Source organism: Streptomyces drozdowiczii (assembly GCF_026167665.1).
GTDB lineage: Bacteria > Actinomycetota > Actinomycetes > Streptomycetales > Streptomycetaceae > Streptomyces > Streptomyces drozdowiczii_A.
In genome coordinates this window covers 4,251,548-4,270,651 of sequence record NZ_CP098740.1, presented here as the reverse complement: position 1 = coordinate 4,270,651, position 19,104 = coordinate 4,251,548, and the positions used below count along the sequence as shown (strand labels likewise).

Annotated in this window: 17 protein-coding genes and 3 pseudogenes; 10 read left to right on the top strand and 10 right to left on the bottom strand. The window is 71.1% G+C overall.

The genetic code is table 11. The features are described from left to right. Positions 1 to 3 precede the first annotated feature (3 nt). Entirely contained in the window at positions 4 to 987 is a 984-nt protein-coding gene (locus NEH16_RS19510) for a DNA-3-methyladenine glycosylase family protein (protein WP_265544045.1), read from the bottom strand. 91 nt (positions 988 to 1,078) lie between these two features. Beyond that, complete coding sequence (locus tag NEH16_RS19505; protein WP_265544043.1) at positions 1,079 to 2,170, bottom strand: NDP-sugar synthase; 1,092 nt, start codon at positions 2,168 to 2,170, stop codon at positions 1,079 to 1,081. A gap of 173 nt (positions 2,171 to 2,343) precedes the next feature. Between NEH16_RS19505 and NEH16_RS19500 the strand changes: the two genes are divergently transcribed. From NEH16_RS19500 to NEH16_RS19485, 4 genes are all read left to right on the top strand, one after another. After that, complete coding sequence (locus NEH16_RS19500) at positions 2,344 to 3,093, top strand: TIGR03089 family protein (RefSeq protein ID WP_265544041.1); 750 nt, start codon at positions 2,344 to 2,346, stop codon at positions 3,091 to 3,093. A gap of 171 nt (positions 3,094 to 3,264) precedes the next feature. Beyond that, positions 3,265 to 4,671 (top strand): LCP family protein, encoded by a 1,407-nt coding sequence (locus NEH16_RS19495; RefSeq protein ID WP_265544038.1) that lies wholly within the window; start codon positions 3,265 to 3,267, stop codon positions 4,669 to 4,671. A 257-nt stretch (positions 4,672 to 4,928) separates the two neighbouring features. After that, entirely contained in the window at positions 4,929 to 6,638 is a 1,710-nt protein-coding gene (locus NEH16_RS19490; RefSeq protein WP_265544036.1) for an LCP family protein, read from the top strand. A 271-nt stretch (positions 6,639 to 6,909) separates the two neighbouring features. Then, positions 6,910 to 8,382: an LCP family protein gene (locus tag NEH16_RS19485; RefSeq protein ID WP_265544034.1), complete on the top strand. Its 1,473-nt coding sequence runs from the start codon at positions 6,910 to 6,912 to the stop codon at positions 8,380 to 8,382. Positions 8,383 to 8,460: 78 nt separating this feature from the next. Here NEH16_RS19485 and NEH16_RS19480 read toward each other — a convergent pair whose 3' ends face one another. Beyond that, a complete protein-coding gene (locus NEH16_RS19480) occupies positions 8,461 to 9,492 on the bottom strand; it encodes a glycosyltransferase family 2 protein (RefSeq protein ID WP_143620669.1) in 1,032 nt (343 codons plus the stop codon). 275 nt (positions 9,493 to 9,767) lie between these two features. Here NEH16_RS19480 and NEH16_RS19475 point away from each other — a divergent pair, with 275 nt between their 5' ends. Beyond that, positions 9,768 to 11,153 (top strand): LCP family protein, encoded by a 1,386-nt coding sequence (locus NEH16_RS19475; protein ID WP_265547263.1) that lies wholly within the window; start codon positions 9,768 to 9,770, stop codon positions 11,151 to 11,153. Between the two features lie 59 nt (positions 11,154 to 11,212). Here NEH16_RS19475 and NEH16_RS19470 read toward each other — a convergent pair whose 3' ends face one another. Beyond that, a complete protein-coding gene (locus tag NEH16_RS19470; protein WP_073968492.1) occupies positions 11,213 to 11,761 on the bottom strand; it encodes an acyl-CoA thioesterase in 549 nt (182 codons plus the stop codon). Between the two features lie 119 nt (positions 11,762 to 11,880). Here NEH16_RS19470 and NEH16_RS19465 point away from each other — a divergent pair, with 119 nt between their 5' ends. Continuing rightward, complete coding sequence (locus NEH16_RS19465; protein ID WP_265544031.1) at positions 11,881 to 13,182, top strand: LCP family protein; 1,302 nt, start codon at positions 11,881 to 11,883, stop codon at positions 13,180 to 13,182. A 30-nt stretch (positions 13,183 to 13,212) separates the two neighbouring features. Here the strand turns inward: NEH16_RS19465 and NEH16_RS19460 are convergent. The 6 genes and pseudogenes from NEH16_RS19460 to NEH16_RS19435 form a co-directional block, all read right to left on the bottom strand. Further along, a pseudogene (locus NEH16_RS19460) lies at positions 13,213 to 14,018 on the bottom strand (class I SAM-dependent methyltransferase). After that, complete coding sequence (locus NEH16_RS19455) at positions 14,015 to 14,527, bottom strand: hypothetical protein (RefSeq protein ID WP_265544027.1); 513 nt, start codon at positions 14,525 to 14,527, stop codon at positions 14,015 to 14,017. The pseudogene NEH16_RS19460 and the gene NEH16_RS19455 overlap by 4 nt, the downstream one beginning before the upstream one ends. Continuing rightward, on the bottom strand, positions 14,520 to 14,978 hold the full coding sequence (locus tag NEH16_RS19450; RefSeq protein WP_265544025.1) for a hypothetical protein: 459 nt from the start codon (positions 14,976 to 14,978) through the stop codon (positions 14,520 to 14,522). Before NEH16_RS19450 ends, NEH16_RS19455 begins: the two co-directional genes overlap by 8 nt. Continuing rightward, complete coding sequence (locus tag NEH16_RS19445; RefSeq protein WP_265544023.1) at positions 14,975 to 15,163, bottom strand: DUF397 domain-containing protein; 189 nt, start codon at positions 15,161 to 15,163, stop codon at positions 14,975 to 14,977. The genes NEH16_RS19450 and NEH16_RS19445 overlap by 4 nt, the downstream gene beginning before the upstream one ends. Positions 15,164 to 15,170: 7 nt before the next feature. After that, positions 15,171 to 15,380: a DUF397 domain-containing protein gene (locus tag NEH16_RS19440; RefSeq protein WP_265544021.1), complete on the bottom strand. Its 210-nt coding sequence runs from the start codon at positions 15,378 to 15,380 to the stop codon at positions 15,171 to 15,173. After that, positions 15,377 to 16,231 (bottom strand): helix-turn-helix domain-containing protein, encoded by an 855-nt coding sequence (locus NEH16_RS19435; RefSeq protein WP_073968499.1) that lies wholly within the window; start codon positions 16,229 to 16,231, stop codon positions 15,377 to 15,379. Before NEH16_RS19435 ends, NEH16_RS19440 begins: the two co-directional genes overlap by 4 nt. Before the next feature lie 135 nt (positions 16,232 to 16,366). Here NEH16_RS19435 and NEH16_RS19430 point away from each other — a divergent pair. The 4 genes and pseudogenes from NEH16_RS19430 (at position 16,367) to NEH16_RS19415 (ending at position 19,102) form a co-directional block, all read left to right on the top strand. Beyond that, positions 16,367 to 16,647: pseudogene (locus NEH16_RS19430) on the top strand (hypothetical protein). A gap of 268 nt (positions 16,648 to 16,915) precedes the next feature. Then, entirely contained in the window at positions 16,916 to 17,752 is an 837-nt protein-coding gene (locus tag NEH16_RS19425; RefSeq protein WP_265544019.1) for a helix-turn-helix domain-containing protein, read from the top strand. Positions 17,753 to 17,778: 26 nt separating this feature from the next. After that, a pseudogene (locus NEH16_RS19420) lies at positions 17,779 to 18,434 on the top strand (hypothetical protein). Beyond that, positions 18,431 to 19,102 (top strand): DNA alkylation repair protein, encoded by a 672-nt coding sequence (locus NEH16_RS19415; protein WP_265544017.1) that lies wholly within the window; start codon positions 18,431 to 18,433, stop codon positions 19,100 to 19,102. Before NEH16_RS19420 ends, NEH16_RS19415 begins: the two are co-directional and overlap by 4 nt. The last annotated feature ends 2 nt before the right edge of the window (positions 19,103 to 19,104 follow it).

The following is a 19,104-nucleotide window of genomic DNA, read 5'->3' as shown; positions in this document are numbered from 1 at the left end:
GCTTCACAGCCGTGCGATGTCCCTCGGCTGGAAGCGTGGTGCTCTCCTCGGAGGCGTCGCGCCCGAGAGCAGGATCAGGCGGGTCGCTCGGTGGCGTTGGCCCTCGTACGGGGTGAGGAGGGTCAGCATTTCGTCGTCGTCCGCGTGGCGGTTGCCTGCCAGGGCGTGGCCGACGATGCCGGGGAGGTGGAAGTCGCCGACCGTGACCGCGTCCGGGGCGCCGTTGGAACGTTGCAGGGTTTCCGCCGCCGTCCAGGGGCCGATGCCCGGGATGGCCTGGAGGCGGGTCAGCGCGTCGGGGAGGTCCATGGCGGCCGCCTCCTCCATGCGGCGGGCCACCCGGACCGTGCGCAGGATCGTCGCCGAGCGCTTGCTGTCGACGCCCGCGCGGTGCCAGTCCCAGGACGGGATCAGCGACCAGGTGCGGGCGTCCGGCATGACGTAGAGGCCGAACTCCTGCGGGCCGGGCGCGGGCTCGCCGTACTGGCGGACCAGGAGGCGCCAGGCGCGGTACGCCTCGTCCGTCGTGACCTTCTGCTCCAGGATCGACGGGATCAGCGACTCCAGGACCAGGCCCGTGCGCAGCAGCCGCAGCCCGGGGCGGCGGTGCTGGGTCTGGGCGAGGAGGCGGTGGCGCGGGGTGAAGGCCGCCGGGTCGTCGCCCGCGCCGAGCAGCGTGGGCAGCTGGTCCAGCAGCCAGGGCGCGCCGGGCCCCCAGGCGGACGCCTCGATCCGGCCGTCGCGGGCGACGACGTGGAGCGTGCCGGGGCCCTCGGGGGTGCGGCTGGACCGGCGGACGGAGCCGTCGGCGACCATCCGGAACGTGGGGTCGGCGGGGCCCCGGCGCAGGGGGCCGAGGACGAGGCGCAGGTCGAGCGGGCCCGGCGGGGTCCAGACACGGGTCTGCGCCGCCGGTACGGGCACGGCCGCCGCCTGGTGCGGGACGGGCGCGCGCCGGGCGTTGCGGGGAGCGAATCGTCCTGCCACGGAAGAGGTCCTCGGTCGTCGGGGCTGCCTGTCGAGGGTACGGCGATTTCCGGCCACTCGGTCCGCGTACGGGGCGGAGCGGTCGGGTCGCTCACTCGTCCGAGGAGAACCGGACCGACGCGTCCGGGAGGCGCGCCCCGCACCAGACGCGTACGCCGTCGCGGAGTTCGTTGTCGGCGCCCACCTCCGCGCCGTCGCCGATGACCGCGCCGGCCAGCACCGTACGGCTGCCGATCCTGGCGCGCTCTCCGACCAGGGAGTCCGTGATCATCGCGCCGGGTTCGACGACCGCGTCCGCGAGCACGGTGGAGCCGTCGATCCGGGCGCCCGCGCCGACCACCGCGCCGGCGCCGATGACCGTACCGCCGGAGAGCTTGGCGTCGGAGGCGACCGAGGCGGTCGGCAGGACGAGGCTGTCGCCGCAGCGGCCCGGCACCGCCGGGGACGGCGCGCGGCCGAGCACCAGGTCGGCGGAGCCCCTGATGAACGCCTGCGGGGTGCCGAGATCCAGCCAGTACGTGGAGTCGACCATGCCCTGGAGGTGGGCGCCGTCGGCGAGGAGGCCGGGGAAGGTCTCGCGCTCGACGGAGACGGGCCGGCCGGTCGGAATCGTGTCGATGACCGAGCGGCGGAAGATGTACGCGCCGGCGTTGATCTGGTCGGTGACGATCTCCTCGGGCGTCTGCGGCTTCTCCAGGAAGGCGGTGACGCGGCCGGTGTCGTCGGTCGGCACGAGGCCGAAGGCGCGCGGGTCCTCGACCCGGGTGAGGTGGAGGGAGACATCGGCGCCGGAGTCGGCGTGCGAGGTGACCAGGGCCCTGATGTCGAGCCCGGTGAGGATGTCGCCGTTGAAGATGAGGACCGGTTCGTCCGGGCCCGAGGCGAGGCGGTGGGCGACGTTCCGGATGGCTCCGCCGGTGCCGAGCGGTTCGCGCTCGGTGACGTACTCAATGTGCAGGCCGAGCGAGGAGCCGTCGCCGAAGTACGGCTCGAAGACCTCGGCGAGGTACGAGGTGGCGAGGACGATGTGCTCGACCCCGGCGGCCCGGGCACGCGCCAGCTGGTGCGTGAGGAAGGGGACGCCCGCCGCCGGAACCATGGGCTTGGGCGTGTGCACCGTGAGGGGGCGCAGCCGGGTTCCCTTGCCGCCGACCAGGAGGATCGCTTCTTTTGCCTCTGTCACAGCACTGTCTTCGCTTCCTGCTGGGGCCGGGCGTCGTTACGGCTGGCCAGTGTATGCAGACCTGTGGGGGCTCCTTCGGACGGCGGCCCCCGGGTTCCTTGTAGAGACGCGCTCCCGGACATTCGGTTGCGCGTCCTGCGGGCCGGTCTACGTGGCCGCGTACGCTTCCGCCCATGAACGCCAGCGACCGCACCCCTGCCGACCTGCTGCGTTCCGCGCTCGCCGCGGACCCGGCCCGCCCTCTGGTCACCTTCTACGACGACGCCACCGGGGAGCGCGTCGAGCTGTCGGTGGCCACCTTCGCCAACTGGGTGGCCAAGACCGCCAACCTGCTCCAGGGCGACCTGGCGGCCGAGCCCGGCGACCGGCTCGCGCTGCTGCTGCCCGCGCACTGGCAGTCCGCGGTCTGGCTGCTGGCGTGTGCCTCGGTCGGCGTGGTCGCCGAGGTGGGGGGCGACCCGGCCGCCGCCGACCTGGTCGTCTCCGGCCCGGACACGCTGGACGCGGCGCGGGCCTGCCGGGGCGAGCGGATCGCCCTGGCGCTGCGGCCGTTGGGCGGGCGGTTCCCGCAGGCGCCCGAGGGCTTCGCGGACTACGCGGTGGAGGTGCCGGGGCAGGGCGACCGCTTCGCGCCGTTCGCCCCGGTGGACCCGGACGCGCCGGCGCTGGCGGTGGGCGGGGTCTCGTTCACGGCGGCGGAGCTGGTGGCGCGGGGCCGCGCGGACGGGGCGGCGCTGGGCCTGGGCGCCGGTGCACGGCTGCTGACGGGGCGTACGTACGACACCTGGGACGGGCTCAGCGCCGGGCTCTACGCGCCCCTGGCCACCGGGGGCTCCGTGGTCCTGTGCCGCCACCTCGACCGGCTGGGCGCGGAGGCGCTGGCGCAGCGGGTGGAGAGCGAGCGGGTCACGCTGACGGTATGACAAGCGGTACGAGCGGGGCACCCGTCCGGCCCATCGTGGGCCGAGTCCCCCGTGTCGACGCTCGACTCCGGTACATGATCTGCCGTACAGACCAGCCGAGGCACAACCAAGCGTGAGGTTCAGCCGTCTACTTCTGCGACCGGCGGCCCAGCGCGCCGCCGAACGTGAAGGATGGACGCAGACGTGACCGAAAGCGCCGGCACTCCGGGCGACCCCGACGACTCGGCCGCGGGCGAGGACCGGACACCGGACGCACCACCACCCGGCAAGGCGAGCGAGCCCGGCGACGAGGCCACGCCCGCCGCCGACAAGGGCGAGCCCACCGAGGAGGGCGAGCCCCGCGCCGCCGCCCCCGGTGGTGAGACCCGCAGCGGGTCCGGCAGCGGGCCCGGGCCCGCCTCGGCGGAATCGCCGGAGGGCGGGGACGGGGGCTCGGGCCTGGACATCACCGTCAAGCGCAAGCGCCACTGGCTGCGCTGGACCGCCCTCGGCGCCTCGTTCGTCGTGCTCGTCGCGGCGGGCGTCGGCTGGTGGCTGTACAAGAAGCTGGACGGCAACATCCGGACGGACACCTCGGCGGCGGCCGAGCTGAAGGCGTACGAGAAGGAGCGGCCGGTCTCCGTCGTGCACGACGCGGAGAACATCCTGCTCATCGGCTCGGACAGCCGGGCCGGCGACAACCGCAAGTACGGCCGCGACGACGGCGGCTCCCAGCGCTCCGACACGACGATCCTGCTGCACCTGGCGGCGGACCGGAAGAGCGCGACCGCGATGTCGATCCCGCGCGACCTGATGGTGAACATCCCGGCCTGCCACCAGGCCGACAAGACCGCCACCAAGGCGCAGTTCGCGCAGTTCAACTGGGCCTTCGAGATGGGCGGGACCGCCTGCACCATCCGGACCGTCGAGAAGATGACGGGCATCCGCGTCGACCACCACATGGTCATCGACTTCAACGGCTTCAAGGACATGGTCGACGCGGTGCACGGGGTGGAGGTCTGCCTCAAGAAGCCGGTCGACGACAAGGACGCCCACCTCAAGCTCGACGCGGGCCGCCACAAGCTCAACGGGGAGCAGGCGCTCGGCTACGTACGCGCCAGGAAGTCGCTCGGCAACGGGAGCGACACCGACCGCATGGACCGCCAGCAGCAGTTCCTGGGGGCGCTGGTCAACAAGGTGCAGAGCAACGGCGTCCTGCTCAACCCGACGCGGCTCTACCCGGTGCTCGACGCGGCCACCAAGGCACTGACCACCGACCCGGGTCTGGACAGCCTGAAGGACCTCTACGACCTGGTGCGGGGCATGCGTGACGTCCCCACCGAGAAGGTGCAGTTCCTGACGGTGCCCCGGCAGCCGTACCACCTCGACCGGAACCGGGACGAACTGGTGCAGCCCGCCGCGGACAAGCTGTTCAAGCAGCTCCGCGACGACAAGCCGGTCGCCGTGGTGCCCGCCGACAAGCTCAAGGGCGACGACCGGAACGACGACAAGAACCCGGGCTCGACCGACGCCTCGGGGCCGTCGCCCACACCCACGTATTCGGGGAACAATGCCGCGACCGACCTGTGCAAGCAGTAAAGCAATGGCCAAACAGACACCAACATTCCGCGCGCAATGGGAAGAATGCCCGGTTGTAAGGGCCGTGGAATGTGTCACGCGCGTCGCTGGACGCCGAATGAGACGGATAGTGTGACGCGATCCGGTGCTACCGGCCGTCCGGCCCGTGCACTTCTGGACAGAGAGACTGAGCGCCTTTTCGGGGGAGGCGCCTCGCGTGGCACCGACGGAGGACTCGAGCAACCGTGGATGCGCAAAGCCGTGGGCGGGCGGAAGACATGGATCCCGCAGACCAGTGGGTTCTCAACCCGGACACCGGCGATTACGAACTGCGACTGAACCACTCCGGAGGGGACACCCCCCGGGCCTCGGTCCCGCCGGCCCAGCGCGGGCCGTCCAACTCCCCTCGCCGTGCCCCCGCGGGTGACTCCCCGCGGCGCGCCACCGAGGTGCCGCGCCAGGGCGGGCGCCGGTCGGCGAACGGCCCGCGCGGCCAGCAGCGCCCCGCACCCGGCGACGACGGCCCGGGCCGCCGTAAGCGCAAGGCCCCCAAGTCGCGCAAGAAGAAGGCGCTGCTGTGGACGGGCGGCGCGATGGCGTTCGTGCTCGTGGGCGTCTCGGCCGGCGGCTACTGGCTCTACCAGCGCCTCAACGGCAACATCAACACCGTGGACATCGGCGACAACGGGAACAAGGACGTCGTCACCGCCAACGCCCCGATCAACATATTGATCATCGGTACGGACAAGCGCACCGGTAAGGGCAACGAGGGCTACGGCGACAAGGGCAGCGTCGGCCACGCGGACACGAACATCCTGTTCCACGTCTCCGAGGACCGCACCAACGCCACGGCGATGAGCATCCCGCGCGACCTCATCACCGACATCCCGGAGTGCACCTCCAGGCAGGAGGACGGCTCCGACAAGACCATCCCGGGCACGGAGCACGTCCGGTTCAACCGGAGCCTCGGCGAGTCCGGCCGCGACCCGGGCTGCACGATGAACACGGTCGAGAAGCTGACCGGGTTGAAGATCGACCACTTCATGATGGTCGACTTCAACGCGGTGAAGACCCTGTCCACGGCGGTCGGCGGGGTCAACATCTGCCTCGACCACGCCATCGACGACCCGAAGTCCCACCTCAAGCTGCCCGCCGGCCCGAACAAGGTCCAGGGCGAGGACGCGCTGGCGTTCGTACGGACGCGGCACGCCTACGCCAACGGGAGCGACCTCGACCGGATCAAGGGCCAGCAGCAGTTCATCGGGTCGATGATCAAGCAGGCCAAGTCGGACGACACGCTGACCAGCCCGACGAAGCTGTTCAAGGTGGCGGACGCGGCGACCAAGGCGCTGACCGTCGACAAGGCCATCGGCGACGTGAAGAAGCTCAGCACGCTCGCCAAGGAGATCACCAAGACGGACACGAAGAACATCACGTTCGTCACCATGCCGGTGGTCGACAACCCCGACGAGCCCAAGCCCGTCACGGTCGTCCCGCACCCGACGCAGGCGGAGCAGCTGTTCTCGATGCTGCGCGACGACACCTCGCTCACCGAGGTGGCCGCGCAGAAGAAGAAGGCCAAGAGCAAGCAGGACGCGCTCCTCAAGGGAACCAAGGCGGCCGCGGCCGACGTCCGGGTCGATGTGTACAACGGTGGAGACGTCGCCGGCGGCGCTCAGCAGACGGTCACCTGGCTGCAGAACACCAAGGGCGTCCTGAAGTCCACCAACAAGGCCAACGCACCCGAGAAGATCGCCAAGACGACGCTGGAGTACGCCCCGAACCAGGCGGACCAGGCCCGTGCCCTCGCGGAGATGATGGGCCTGCCCGGCTCCGCGATGAAGCCGGGCACCACCGACGCCGAGGGGCTTCAGGCGATGGTGCTGACGCTGGGCAAGGACTTCCAGGCGGCCGGTACGCCGATCACGGCACCGAAGAAGATCGACATTCCGAAGTCCAGCGCCGCATCCGCGGGGTGCTCCAAGTGACACCGCGTCACCGCACCGTACGAGTCTGAGCAGCAGGGGGGTCCTGGTGGGACGGAGCAGCACGCCGCCCGGGGAGGGAACGCGGTCGCGGACGCACTCCCGCCGGCGGGGCGGGGACGAGGGCGTCGGCGACCGGGACGGCGCGCGTCCCGGTGATACCGGGACGGGCGAGGCCGCCGGCGGCCGTGCGGGCCACCGGCGCGGCAAGTCGCGCAAACGGGCTGCCAAGAAGTCCCGGAAACGCCGTGTGTTCAAGTGGATAGCGATATCCATGGCGGTGCTCGTCCTGGGCACCGCCTCCGCCGGATACCTCTACTACCGGCACCTCAACAACAACATCCGCAGCAGCGCCCGCAGCGGCGGTGAGAGCGGTGTGAAGAAGGCCGCGCCGAACGCCGAGGGCCAGAGCCCGCTCAACATCCTGCTGATCGGCTCGGACAGCCGGAACAGCGCGGAGAACGTGAAGCTCGGCGGCAGCAAGGACACCGTCGGGGACAAGCCCCGGGCCGACGTCCAGATGCTGCTGCACATCTCGGCGGACCGGAAGAACTCCTCGCTGGTCAGCATTCCGCGCGACACGATCCTCCACATCCCGGAGTGCACGGACTCCAAGACCGGTCAGAAGTACCCCGCGACGGACAGCAGCCCGATCAACGAGTCCCTCCAGCGCGGCGGTCCCGGCTGCACGCTGACCACCTGGGAATCGCTCACCGGCGTCTACATCGACCACTGGATCATGCTCGACTTCGCGGGCGTGGTGGCCATGGCGGACGCGATCGGCGGGGTCGACGTGTGCGTGAAGACGGGGGTGTGGGACAAGCCGACACGCGCCGTTCCCGGCGGCTCCGGCCTCAAACTGCCGGCGGGCACGAGCACGGTGCAGGGCAAGCAGGCGCTGCAGTGGCTGCGCACCCGGCACGCCTTCGGCAATGACCAGAACCGGGCCAAGGCGCAGCACATGTACATGAACTCCATGCTGCGCACGCTGAAGAAGCAGAACCTCTGGTCGGACGCGGGCCGGCTGATGAACCTCGCGGAAACGGCCACCAAGGCCCTGCAGGTCTCCGACGAGATCCGTTCTGTCCCGAAGCTCTACGACCTGTCGATGCAGCTCAAGAGCGTGCCGATCGACCGCATCACCATGGCGACGATGCCCACGGCCGAGTGGTCCCAGGACCGGAACAAGCTCGTTCCCGTCGAGAAGTCCGCGGACGCCCTGTGGCGTCTGCTCCGTGAGGACGTCGCGTTCGACAAGAACGGCAAGGAGAAGAAGAAGCCCTCGTCGTCCGCGACCCCCTCCGGTCCTCCCGCCGCCGCTCCGGCGACACTCGGGATCTCCGTGGTGAACGGCACGGGCGTCGGCCAGGCGCCCAAGGACGGGCGGGCCACCGAAATCGCCGACCTCCTGCACGGCAAGGGATTCGAGGCGGCCGAGACCTCGCAGGACCCGGAGCCGCTGAAGGACACGGTGGTGCGGTACGCCAAGGAGGACGGGGACCAGGGCAAGTCGGACGCGGAGTCCGTCGCAAAGGCGCTGGGCCTCCCGACGACCTCGGTCAAGGCCGACCCGAAGGCCGGCGGGCTGACCGTCGTCGTCGGTGCGGACTGGCGCGAGGGCACCGCGTACAAGGCCCCGAAGGTCGAGGAGGGTGACCTTCCGGAAGGCGCCGACGACATCAACGCCGCGGACAAGGGCCAGTGCATGGACATCTACTCCGTCTACCGGTGGGACGGAAAGAGCTGACAGGCGGTACGTGAGAGGGGGCGCCCGGTCCGGCCGGGCGCCCCCTCTCGTCTGCCTGCTCCCCACGGAAGGCGCAGGTCAGGCCACCGGTGCGCCCGGCTCGGCGATGGCCGGGCGGCGGCTCGCGATGACCTTCCTGGCCAGCGAGCGCGGGCTCGTCAGGAAGCCGTAGCCCCAGGACATGTGCATGGTCGCCAGCGCGACCGGGATCTGCGCGCGGGCCTTCAGCGACAGGCCCTTGCCCGCCGGGAGGGAGCCCGCGACGATCGCCGCGACGTACCCGCCGGGGACGATCAGCGCCCACGGGGTGACCGCGGCGCCCACCACGAGGCCGGCCGCGATGGCGACGACGGCGGTCGGGGGCGCCAGGTAGCGCAGGTTGATGGAGCCGGCGTGGTAGCGGGCGACGACGTGGCGCCAGCGGCCGTAGTCCTTGTACTGCTTGGCGAGCGCGCGCACGGAGGGGCGCGGGCGGTACTGGACGCGCAGCTCGGGCGAGAACCAGATCAGGCCGCCGGACTCGCGGATGCGGAAGTTCAGCTCCCAGTCCTGGGCGCGGATGAACTCCACGTTGTAGCCGTCGGCCTTCTCCAGCGCCTCACGGCGGAAGACGCCCAGGTAGACGGTCTCGGCGGGGCCGGCCTGGCCGCCGGTGTGGAAGGCGGCGTTGCCGACGCCGATCTTCGAGGTCATGGCCGCCGCGACGGCGTCCTCCCAGGCGTTCTCGCCCTCGGCGTGCATGATCCCGCCGACGTTCTGCGCGCCCGTCTCCTCCAGGAGCCGGACGGCGGTCGCGATGTAGTTCGGCGAGAGCATGCCGTGGCCGTCGACGCGGACGACTATCGGGTGGCTCGACGCCTTGATCGCCGCGTTGAGGGCGGCGGGGGTGCGGCCCGTGGGGTTCGGCACGGTGTGGACGCGGGGGTCCTCCGCGACCAGTTCGGCGGCGATCTCGTCCGTACGGTCCGTGGAGGGGCCGAGCGCGATCACGACCTCCATCTCGCCCGCGTACTCCTGCTCCAGGATGTGGCGTACGGAGTTACGGAGATGGCGCTCCTCGTTGAGCACCGGCATGATCACGGAGACGGCGGGAGGCTGCGCGGCAGACATGTGGTCCTCGGGTGGTCCTCGGGGGCGCCGGGGGCTCGTACCCCACCAGGCGGTATTCGGCCGCCACGTTACCGCGAATGGGGGACAGCGGCGCGCGCCGCCGGGTGGCCTCCCGGGATGAGGATCATATGGGCCTACCGTGCGAACGGTCCCCTCGCACCGCGGAGGTGTCCCTCGTGCCCACGCCGCCCCGCTCCCCCCGTACCGCCCGGCCCCGCCCCGCGCCCGCGCGGCGCCGGCGGCGGAGAAAGCAGGACGAGCGGCCGCGCTGGGGCATGCGGGTGGCGACCGGGCTCTCGGTGCTGGTGCTCGGGGCGGGCGGCATCGGGCACGCGGTCGTGACAAATCTGGAGAGCGGGATCGACCGCGTCGACCCGTTCAAGGACATGAAGAACCGGCCCGCGGGCGGGCGCGGCATGAATCTGCTGCTCGTCGGCACCGACGGCCGCGACAAGATCAGCAAGGACGAGAAGCGGAAGTACCGGCTGGGCGGTGCGCCGTGCCACTGCACGGACACGATCATGCTGGTCCACCTCTCGGCCGACGAGCAGCGCGCCAGCGTCGTCAGCCTCCCCCGCGACAGCTACGCGGAGATCCCGGCCCATCGGGACCGTACGACCGGCGAGGAGCACGCGGCGCATCCGGTGAAGCTGAACGCGGCGTACGCGGAGGGCGGTCCCGGTCTCACCGTGAGCACCGTGGAACACATGACGGGCGTCAAGATCGACCACTATCTGGAGGTCGACTTCACCAGCTTCATGACCACGGTCGACACCCTCGGCGGGGTGAGGATCTGCACCACCCGCCCGCTGAAGGACTCCTACACCGGCCTGGACCTCGCGCCGGGCCCCCACACGCTCGACGGCGGCCAGGCGCTCCAGTACGTACGGTCCCGGCACATCGACGGGGCGGCCGATCTTGGCCGGATGCAGCGCCAGCAGAAGTTCATGGCCGCGCTGATCAAGCAGGCGACGAGCAGCGGGGTGCTGCTGAATCCGGTGAAGTTCCGCGAGGTCGCCTCGACCATGCTGAAGTCCGTACGGGCCGACCGGGGCTTCGACACGGAGCAGCTGCTCTCCATCGGCCAGGCGATGCGGGGCTTCTCGGCGGCCTCGTCCGAATTCGCGTCGGTGCCGATGGGCGATGTCGCCTACCAGGTGAAGGGCATCGGTTCCACGGTGAAGTGGGACCCGGTCAAGTCGAAGCAGCTCTTCACCGCGCTGCGCGAGGACAAACCCCTGACGGCCGCCCGGCCCGCCGAGAAGGCCCCCGCGAAGAAGGTGGACGTCCCGCCGCAGCAGATCCGCGTCCAGGTCTACAACGGCACCGCGAAGGACGGCCTCGGTACCAAGGTCGACGCGGCGCTGCACGCCACCGGCTTCGACACGACCCGGGCCCCGCTCACCGCTCCGCAGCACGACCTGAAGCGCACCCTGGTCACGTACGACCCGCGCTGGGACCGGTCCGCGAAGACCCTGGCGGCGGCGCTGCCGGGGGCGGAGCTGCGGGCGGTGCCGGGGCAGGGGGCGACGATGCGGGTGACGGCGGGCGAGGACTACCGCACGGTCGAACGGGTCCACGCGGAGGACCCGGAGCCGGGCAGGTTCGGCGCGGTGAAGGGCGACGAGGTGACGTGCGATTCCAGCCCGTCCGGCGTTTGAGGACGGAACGGTTCAGGGGGTGAGCCCCGCGCCTCTCGGTCCTCGCTCGCCTCGCGCCCTCAGTCCTCGATGCCCTCGGCGATCCGCTTCTCGCGCAGCTCCCTGATCGCGCGCCGCCGCGCCAGCCGGTGCGTGCGGCGGATCTGCGCCTCCTGGTAGCGCCGCTTGTCGCGCTCGGTCTCCGGGATCACCTGCGGTACGGGGCGGGGCCGGCCGTCCGCGTCCACCGCGGCGAACACCAGGTACGCGCTGCCGACCTGCGTCGCGGGCGTCGACTCGTTCCAGCGCTCGGCCATGACGCGGACGCCGACCTCCATGGAGGAGCGGCCGGTCCAGTTGACCTGGGCGCGGACGTGCACGAGGTCGCCGACGCGGACCGGCTCCAGGAAGACCATCTCGTCCATCGAGGCCGTGACTGCGGGGCCGCCGGAGTGCCGGCCGGCCACCGCGCCCGCCGCGTCGTCGACCAGTTTCATGATCACGCCGCCGTGCACCGTACCCAGCAGATTGGTGTCGCTGCCGGTCATGATGTGGCTGAGGGTGGTCCGGGAGGCCGCGGTGGGCTTGCCCGGAATGTCGCTCTCCGGGCGCGGAGCGTGATCTGTCATACCGTCCACCTTATGCGGGGGCCCGAACGCCGTCGCAATGCATCAGCTTCGCAACAGCCCTGGTGCGATTTTCCTCCCACCCTGTAAGAGGGGCGGCCCCGGCCTGCACACTGGTCCGTATGAACGATTGGCCCGACGGCTGGACCGACGACAACCGCAGCGGTGACCGCTACGGGCAGGGCAGCGCGAGCGAGCGGCCCGAGAGCGCCCGCTCGATGCCGCACGTCCAGCGCCGCCCGGCACCGCCGCCGCAGCGCCCCGCGCCGCCGAGGCAGCGCCCGGTGCCGCAGCAGCCTTCGGGCTACGACGGCGGTTACCCGCAGTACGACGAGGGTTACGACAGCGGGTACAACACGGGCCAGGTCTACGGCGCCGGCAGCGGCGGCCACGGACCGGGCTCCGGCGGCGGCGACCGGGGCCCCGCGCAGGGCCGCCCCAGACCCGCGCCCAACTGGGGCCGCCGGATCAAGATCGGCGCGCTGGTCCTGGTCGTCGCGCTGCTCGGCGTCTCCGTGGGCACGTACTTCTGGGCCGACTCCAAGCTGAACCGCGCCGTCGACCTGTCGAAGGTCATCGAGCGGCCGGAGGCGGGCAAGGGGACGAACTACCTGATCGTGGGCTCGGACAGCCGCGAGGGCATGACGTCCGAGGACAAGAAGCGGCTCCACACGGGCTCGGCCGACGGCAAGCGGACCGACTCGATGATGATCCTGCACACCGGCGACAACGGCCCGACGCTGGTCTCGCTGCCGCGTGACTCGAACGTCGAGATCCCGTCGTTCGTCGGCTCCGAGTCGGGCAAGAAGTACCCGGGCACGGGCAAGACGACGAAGCTCAACGCCGCGTACGCCACGGACGGGCCCGAGCTGCTGGTCCGTACGGTCGAGTTCAACACCGGCCTGCACATCGACCACTACGTCGAGATCGGCTTCGGCGGCTTCGCCAAGATCGTGGACGCGATCGGCGGGGTCGAGCTGGACATCCCGAAGGCGTTCAAGGACAAGTGGTCGGGCGCGGACTTCCCGGCCGGCAAGCAGACCCTCGACGGCCAGCAGGCCCTTGCCTTCGTCCGCACCCGCCACGCCTTCACCTCGGACCTGGACCGTACGAAGAACCAGCAGAAGTTCCTCGCGGCCCTGGCGAGCCAGACGGCGACGTTCTCCACGATCATCAACCCGTTCAAGCTGTACCCGACGATGGGCGCGGGCCTGGACACGCTGATCGTGGACAAGGACATGTCGCTCTGGTCGCTCGGCAAGATGTTCTTCGCGATGAAGGGCGTCACGGGCGGCGACGGCACGTCGATGAACATGCCGATCGCGGGCAACGTGGGCGGAAACCTGGCCTGGGACAAGGCGAAGGTCAAGCAGCTGATGGACCAGCTGAGGAACGACGAGAAGGTCACGGTCAAGGGGAACTGAGGGGCGGGGCCCAAGGCCCCGCCCGGGGCCCTACACCGTCCCGCTCGCCAGCACCGCCGCGTGCGGCAGGGTCAACAGGCCGTCGTCCGCGAGGAATTCGCCGCACAGCGCGTCGTACTCGCGCTTGGCCGCCGCCACGCCCTCCGGACCGGCGCTCGTGACCATCCCCCGATCGTGCCGATCCCGGCCGCCGGGCCCGCCCACCAGTCCTCCGGGTCGGCCCGGTGGTCCCAGGTGTGCGTGTCGGCCTGTACGTCTCCGAGGCCGGCGGCGGTGAGCAGTGCGGCCAGGCCGTCCGGGGTGCGCGTGAAGTTGTGTTCCTCGTCCACCGTGGCCAGCCAGTCGGGGCGGGTGAGTCCGGCGGCCTGGGCGGCCCGGCCCACCAGCGCCTGGCCCGGAGCGCCCGGCAGCTGCCAGACGGTGACCGCGATCGTGGATCCGGGGCGGGCGACCCGGCGCATCTCGACCAGGGCCTCCAGGGGGCGGCCGACGTGGTTGAGCACGAAGTTGGCGACGACCGCGTCGAACTCCCCGTCGGCGTACGGCAGCTGGGGCAGCACCCCGGAACGCACCTCGGCCCCGGGCGCCGCGCGCCGGGTCGCCTCGACCATGCCGGGCTCGGCGTCCACGGCCCGTACGGACGCGCCGCGCGCGAGGGCGGCGGCCGTCACGTTGCCGCTGCCGCACCCCACGTCGAGCATGCGCGTCCCGGCCGCGACGCCGGCGGCGTCCAGCAGGGCGGGCACGGTGTGGACGCAGAGCCAGGCGGCAGTGCGGGCGTAGGCATCGGCCTGCCCGTCCCATATCCGCCGCTCCATCACGTCGAACGCGGTCATGCGGTGTCTCCTCCGGTACGGCTGCCGATACGGCTGGTCGGGGTCTGCGGTTCCGCCTCGTTCAGGTCCTCGTGCAGGGCGTTGAGTATGCGCCCCGTGGGCCCGCCGTGCGCGGAGTTCTCACCGAGGAACCATCCGGGCAGCCGCCCCGCCACCTCGTCCGGCTCGTCGCCACGGTCCGGATCGTCCAGCCCCTGGAGCATCGCGAAGGCGGTCTCCCTGGCGACCTCGCGGGCGATTTCGCCGAGGTCTTCGACGGTCAGCCCGAGGCGTACGGCGCGCTCGACGGCGCCACCGGCCGCCCCGTCTCTGCGGTAGGCGGCGACCCAGTCGGTCGCGGTGGTGCTCCACGCGTCGATGTCCTGCCACACCATCCGCAGCAACCGGAACCGGGCCAGCTGCGGCAGCCCCTCCTCGGCCTCGGACTCGGCCCACCCCTCGGGGTCCTCGGCCCCGAGCGCGTCGAAGAGCCGGACGAGGGGGCCTATGTCCTCAGGGCCCTCAGGCACTGCGGAAGTTGCGGGACAGCCAGGGGCTGAGCATGGCGCGCGGCACCAGCTCCTTGTACGTCTCGTCCCCGGGCAACGGCACGACGAGCCACTGCCCCGGCGGGAAGAACCGGCCCTTCACATAGGCCATCCCGCCGTACACGGACCGCAGGAACGCGGGCACGGAGTCCCGGGGCACGTCCTCGAAGACCACCCCGTCGACGGTGATCCGCGCGTCGTCCTCCGGGAACACCTGCACGGTGACGGCCGGGACTCCGCCCAGCTCGATGAACGCCTCATGCGGCAACGACCCGTCCGCATCGGCCACGGCGAACGCCCCCGCGGACTCCCTCCGGGAGGTCTGATCGGCCCCGATGTCGTCGGTGACCGTCACCTCCAGGTTGTGTGCCCGGGCCACTTCCCGTACGGCCGTGACGGCGGCCTCGGTGGTGGGCAGGTGGGAGTGCGTCATGCGGCGTGGGCCGCGTAGGTGACGAAGGCGGCCCAGGCGTGCGGGGGGTGGGTGAGACGGGGGCCGTCCACGTCCTTGGAGTCCCGTACGAGGACGGCGCCCCTGGCCGCCGCGACCTCGACGCAGTCGTTCTCGCTGCCGTTGCTGCTGTAGCTGCTCTTGAACCACGTCAGTCCGTCGGCCATGGCGGCTTCAGCCCTTCGCCGTGTACGACGTGAAGTCGGCCCATGCGTGCTCCGCGAAGGCGAGCAGAGGGCCCTGCGCGTCTTTGGAGTCCCGGACGAGGACGGCAGCGGGGGCGGCGGCAACCTCGACGCAGTCGCCCTCATTGCCGTTGCTGCTGTAGCTGCTCTTGATCCAGACCAACTCGAAATCGCCCGGCGCAGAGGTCCCGCAGTTCATGTTGCTCCCAATACTCGCTGAATGAGGGCCCGAGTCTCCTGAGGAGTGAGAGCCTCGGCCCGGATGATGCCATGCCGCAGGTCGAGGATACGAAGATGCCTCGCATCGGTTACCCGGCGTCCGTTGAATGCCCCGTGCGAACGACCAATCGCCGTGCCGTCCGCGAACTTCAACAGGTCGATGTCGCCGTCCATCCCCGGATGAGCCTCGCGATGCGTCGGCATGACCTGGAGCGTCACATTGCGCATGTCTCCGACCTCCAGCAATCGTTCGAGCTGCCGCCGCCACTCCATTCTGCCTCCGATGGGCCGCATAAGTGCTGACTCCTCCTGGACGAAGTTGAGGGACGGTGCGGGCAAGCGCTCGAAGATCGACTGTCGGGCCATGCGTGCGGCAACCATCCGCTCCACCTCGTCCTGCGAGTAAGGCGGCTGCCGGGCCTCGAACAACGCCCGCGCATGGCCCGGGGTCTGCAACAGCCCATGCAAACCGTGCGCCACATAGGCCGTGAGCTCGACCGCCTTCGCTTCCAGGCTCGCCAGGTCTCGAACCTTCTTCGGGTACCGGACGACCGCCAAGTCCTGCTTCATCAAGGCGATCTTGCCGTTCGCGCCCAAGGCTTCGTCCGCCTTGTCCACGTACTCGGGCCGGGGGATGCGCCTGCCGCCCTCGACCTTGTAGATCAGGTCCTCCCCGTACCCGATCAGCACTCCGAACTCCGCCGCCCGCATCCCCGCCGCCTCGCGCCACGCCTTGAGCTGGCGGCCCACGGCGGCGACCACCGCCGCGCCCGACTCGTCCTCGGGATCGACGTCCCAACCGTGCTCGTCCGTCTCGTTGTTGGCGCTCATCCGTACCCCATTTCCGACGCGCGTGCCTTTGTTCCTCAACCGATGACCGTCCCCACCCGTCACGCCGGACAGCCGGGACAACGCTGGACAAGCGCCGGACAGTCACCGTACGCAGACGTGGCCACGCTGAGTGATGTGAACCAACAAATCGCCGCACCCCAACGGCCCCTCACAGAGCGTGCGTTCACCGTGCTGCTCTCCCCCACCCGCCGAGGCGCCCGGCTCGCCCGACTGCTCGTCGTGGCCTAGCTGGACCTCTGGGGCCTGGCCTCGGCACCGGCCGCGCACATCGTCGCGGAGCTGGCGACACCGGGCGTGGACTGGTGATCGTCGAAGCCCTGGCCGACCGCTGGGGCGTCGCCTCCGGGCCCGTGCCGCGCAAGACGGTGTGGGCGGAGCTCGACCTCGTACCGTGACGCGGTCCACCGGGTCGCGGGGGTCCGCGACCCGGTGCGCCACGACGTCAATTGCTTTGAAAGAACCCTGGAAAAGAACCCAACCCAACCCAACCGAACCCGGTACGAACGCTGATCACTCGCGCGGGTGACAAATGGCAACTGAGCTGGATTTGGGGCCGGTTGTCGGGCATATGCTCGCGGCAACAACCCCAGACACGAGTCGGCCCCGGCCGGGACAGCGAATCCCGGCCAGGGCCTGACCACCGAGGAAGAAATGACCTTCCCGATGACTGCCCAGCAGGCTATCGCGCCCCCGTGCGCCCCGCCCGGTTCCCCCGGGTCTCCCCACGACGTCACACCGACCTCCGGTGTCATCCACGTCAACTCCCGCCACACGTCCGGCTTCACGGTCATCGGCAACCACCTCGCGCAGCACGGAGACCTCTCCCTCCTCGCGATCGGGCTCGCCGTCCACATCCAGTCACTGCCCGAGGGCGCGAAGATCGGCGTCAAGGTGCTCGCCGCGCGCTTCCCGGAGAGCGAGATGCGGATCGCGGCCGCGCTGCGCGAGCTGGAGGCGGCGGGCTACCTGCGCCGCATCCGCGTACGCCTGCGGGACGGCCGCGTACGCACGCGTACGGAGTCGCACAACCGGCCCTACGCGACGCCCCCGGCGCCCCGGGAGCCGTACGCGGCCCCGCGCGCGACGACTCCGCCGCCCGCCGCCCCACCGCCTCCGCCCCGGCAGCAGCACCCCCGGCCCACCCCACCCGCCAACGCCCTGCACCGGACCGCCGCTCTGCTCCTCGCGGACCTCCGCCGCCACGCGCCCGTGCTGACGCTCTCCGAGGCGGACGTCGCCGCGCTCACCCCGGGAGTCGCCGCCTGGCTCGAACGGGACGCCCACCCCGACGCCATCCGCCGGGCCCTCACGACGGACCTCCCGGCCCCGCTCACCCACCCGGCGCGCCTCCTCCGCCACCGGATCACAGCCCTCCTGCCACCCCCGCTCCCGGCCCCGTCCGCCCCGCCCGCCGTCATCCCGCTCCAGAACTGCGACGACTGCAACCGAGCCTTCCGCGCCCCGGAACCGGGCCAGTGCCGCGACTGCCGTAGACCCTGAACCGCCGTACTACCGAACGGAGCCGCATGGTCAGCTCACCCCACGAGGCGATGCACCGCATCTTCCAGGAGTACCCGGGGCTCTTCTCCCGGGTGTCCGAGGTGCCCGGTGTCGATTCCTGGTCGTCTGCCAGGACCGGCAGACCGCCGAGTGGGCGGCACGCCCCCTTGCGATCGGCCTGCGCCGATGGCAGACGCTGACGCTCAACCCACTCGTCGCCGGGCCGCACAACATGCCCGTCATCAAAGACGTCGCGGAAGCCCGCAAGGACCTCGCACTCGCCACCCTCGCGGCCATCACACATGCCGACAATCCCGACGTCGGTGCCATACTGAAAACGCTGTCCGCAGCACTGCGGGACGCGCCCGAGAACATCACCGACCCCATCGTCGAACTCACCGCTCAGGGCCTGGGCAGTCGTCCGGCCGCACAACAGTGGAGGAACCTGGTGGCCGTGGACACCTCTTTCTACAAGTCCGCCATGTCGGAGGAGATCCGGGACGAGGGCAGGGCGGAAGGCCGCGCGGAAGGTCTGCTGCTGGTTCTCGGTGTACGTGGCATCGCCCTCACCGACGCGGACCGCGAGAAGATCACCACCTGCACCGACCCGCGGCTCCTGCACGCATGGCTCCAGCGCGCCGCGACGGCCGTCTCAGCCGAGGAAGTCTTCCGCGCCTCATGACGGAAGCGACCGCCGCCGACGTCATGGCTGAACTCCGCGCCCTCGACGACCCCAAGGCCCGCGCCGTCAACGCGCGGCACGGGGACGATCACGGGGTGAACCTCAGCAAGTTGCGCGCCCTTGCCAAGCGGCTGGGGAAGCGGCAGGAGCTGGCCGTCGAGTTGTGGGAGACCGGCGACACCGCCGCGCGGCTCGTAGCGTTGCTGGTCTGCCGGCCGAAGGCGTACACACAGGGCGAGCTGGACCGCATGCTGCGCGAGGCGCGGGCGCCGAAGGTGCACGACTGGCTCGTGGGCTACGTGGTGAAGAAGAGCCCGCACGCGGAGGAACTGCGGCTCGCCTGGACGGAGGATCCCGATCCGGTCGTCGCGAGCGCCGGGTGGGCGCTGACCGCCGACCGGGTCGTGAAGCGGCCCGACGGGCTGAATCCGGGCGCGCTGCTCGACGTCATCGAAGCCGAGATGGGGGGCGCCCCCGACCGCCTCCAGTGGGCGATGAACACCTGCCTCGCCCAGATCGGCATCGAACACCCGGAGCACCGCGCCCGCGCTCTGGACATCGGGGAGCGGCTGGGTGTGCTCAAGGACTACCCGACGCCCCGGGGGTGCACCTCGCCGTACGCGCCCGTGTGGATCGGGGAGATGGTGCGGCGCAAGGGCGAGGCGTAAGC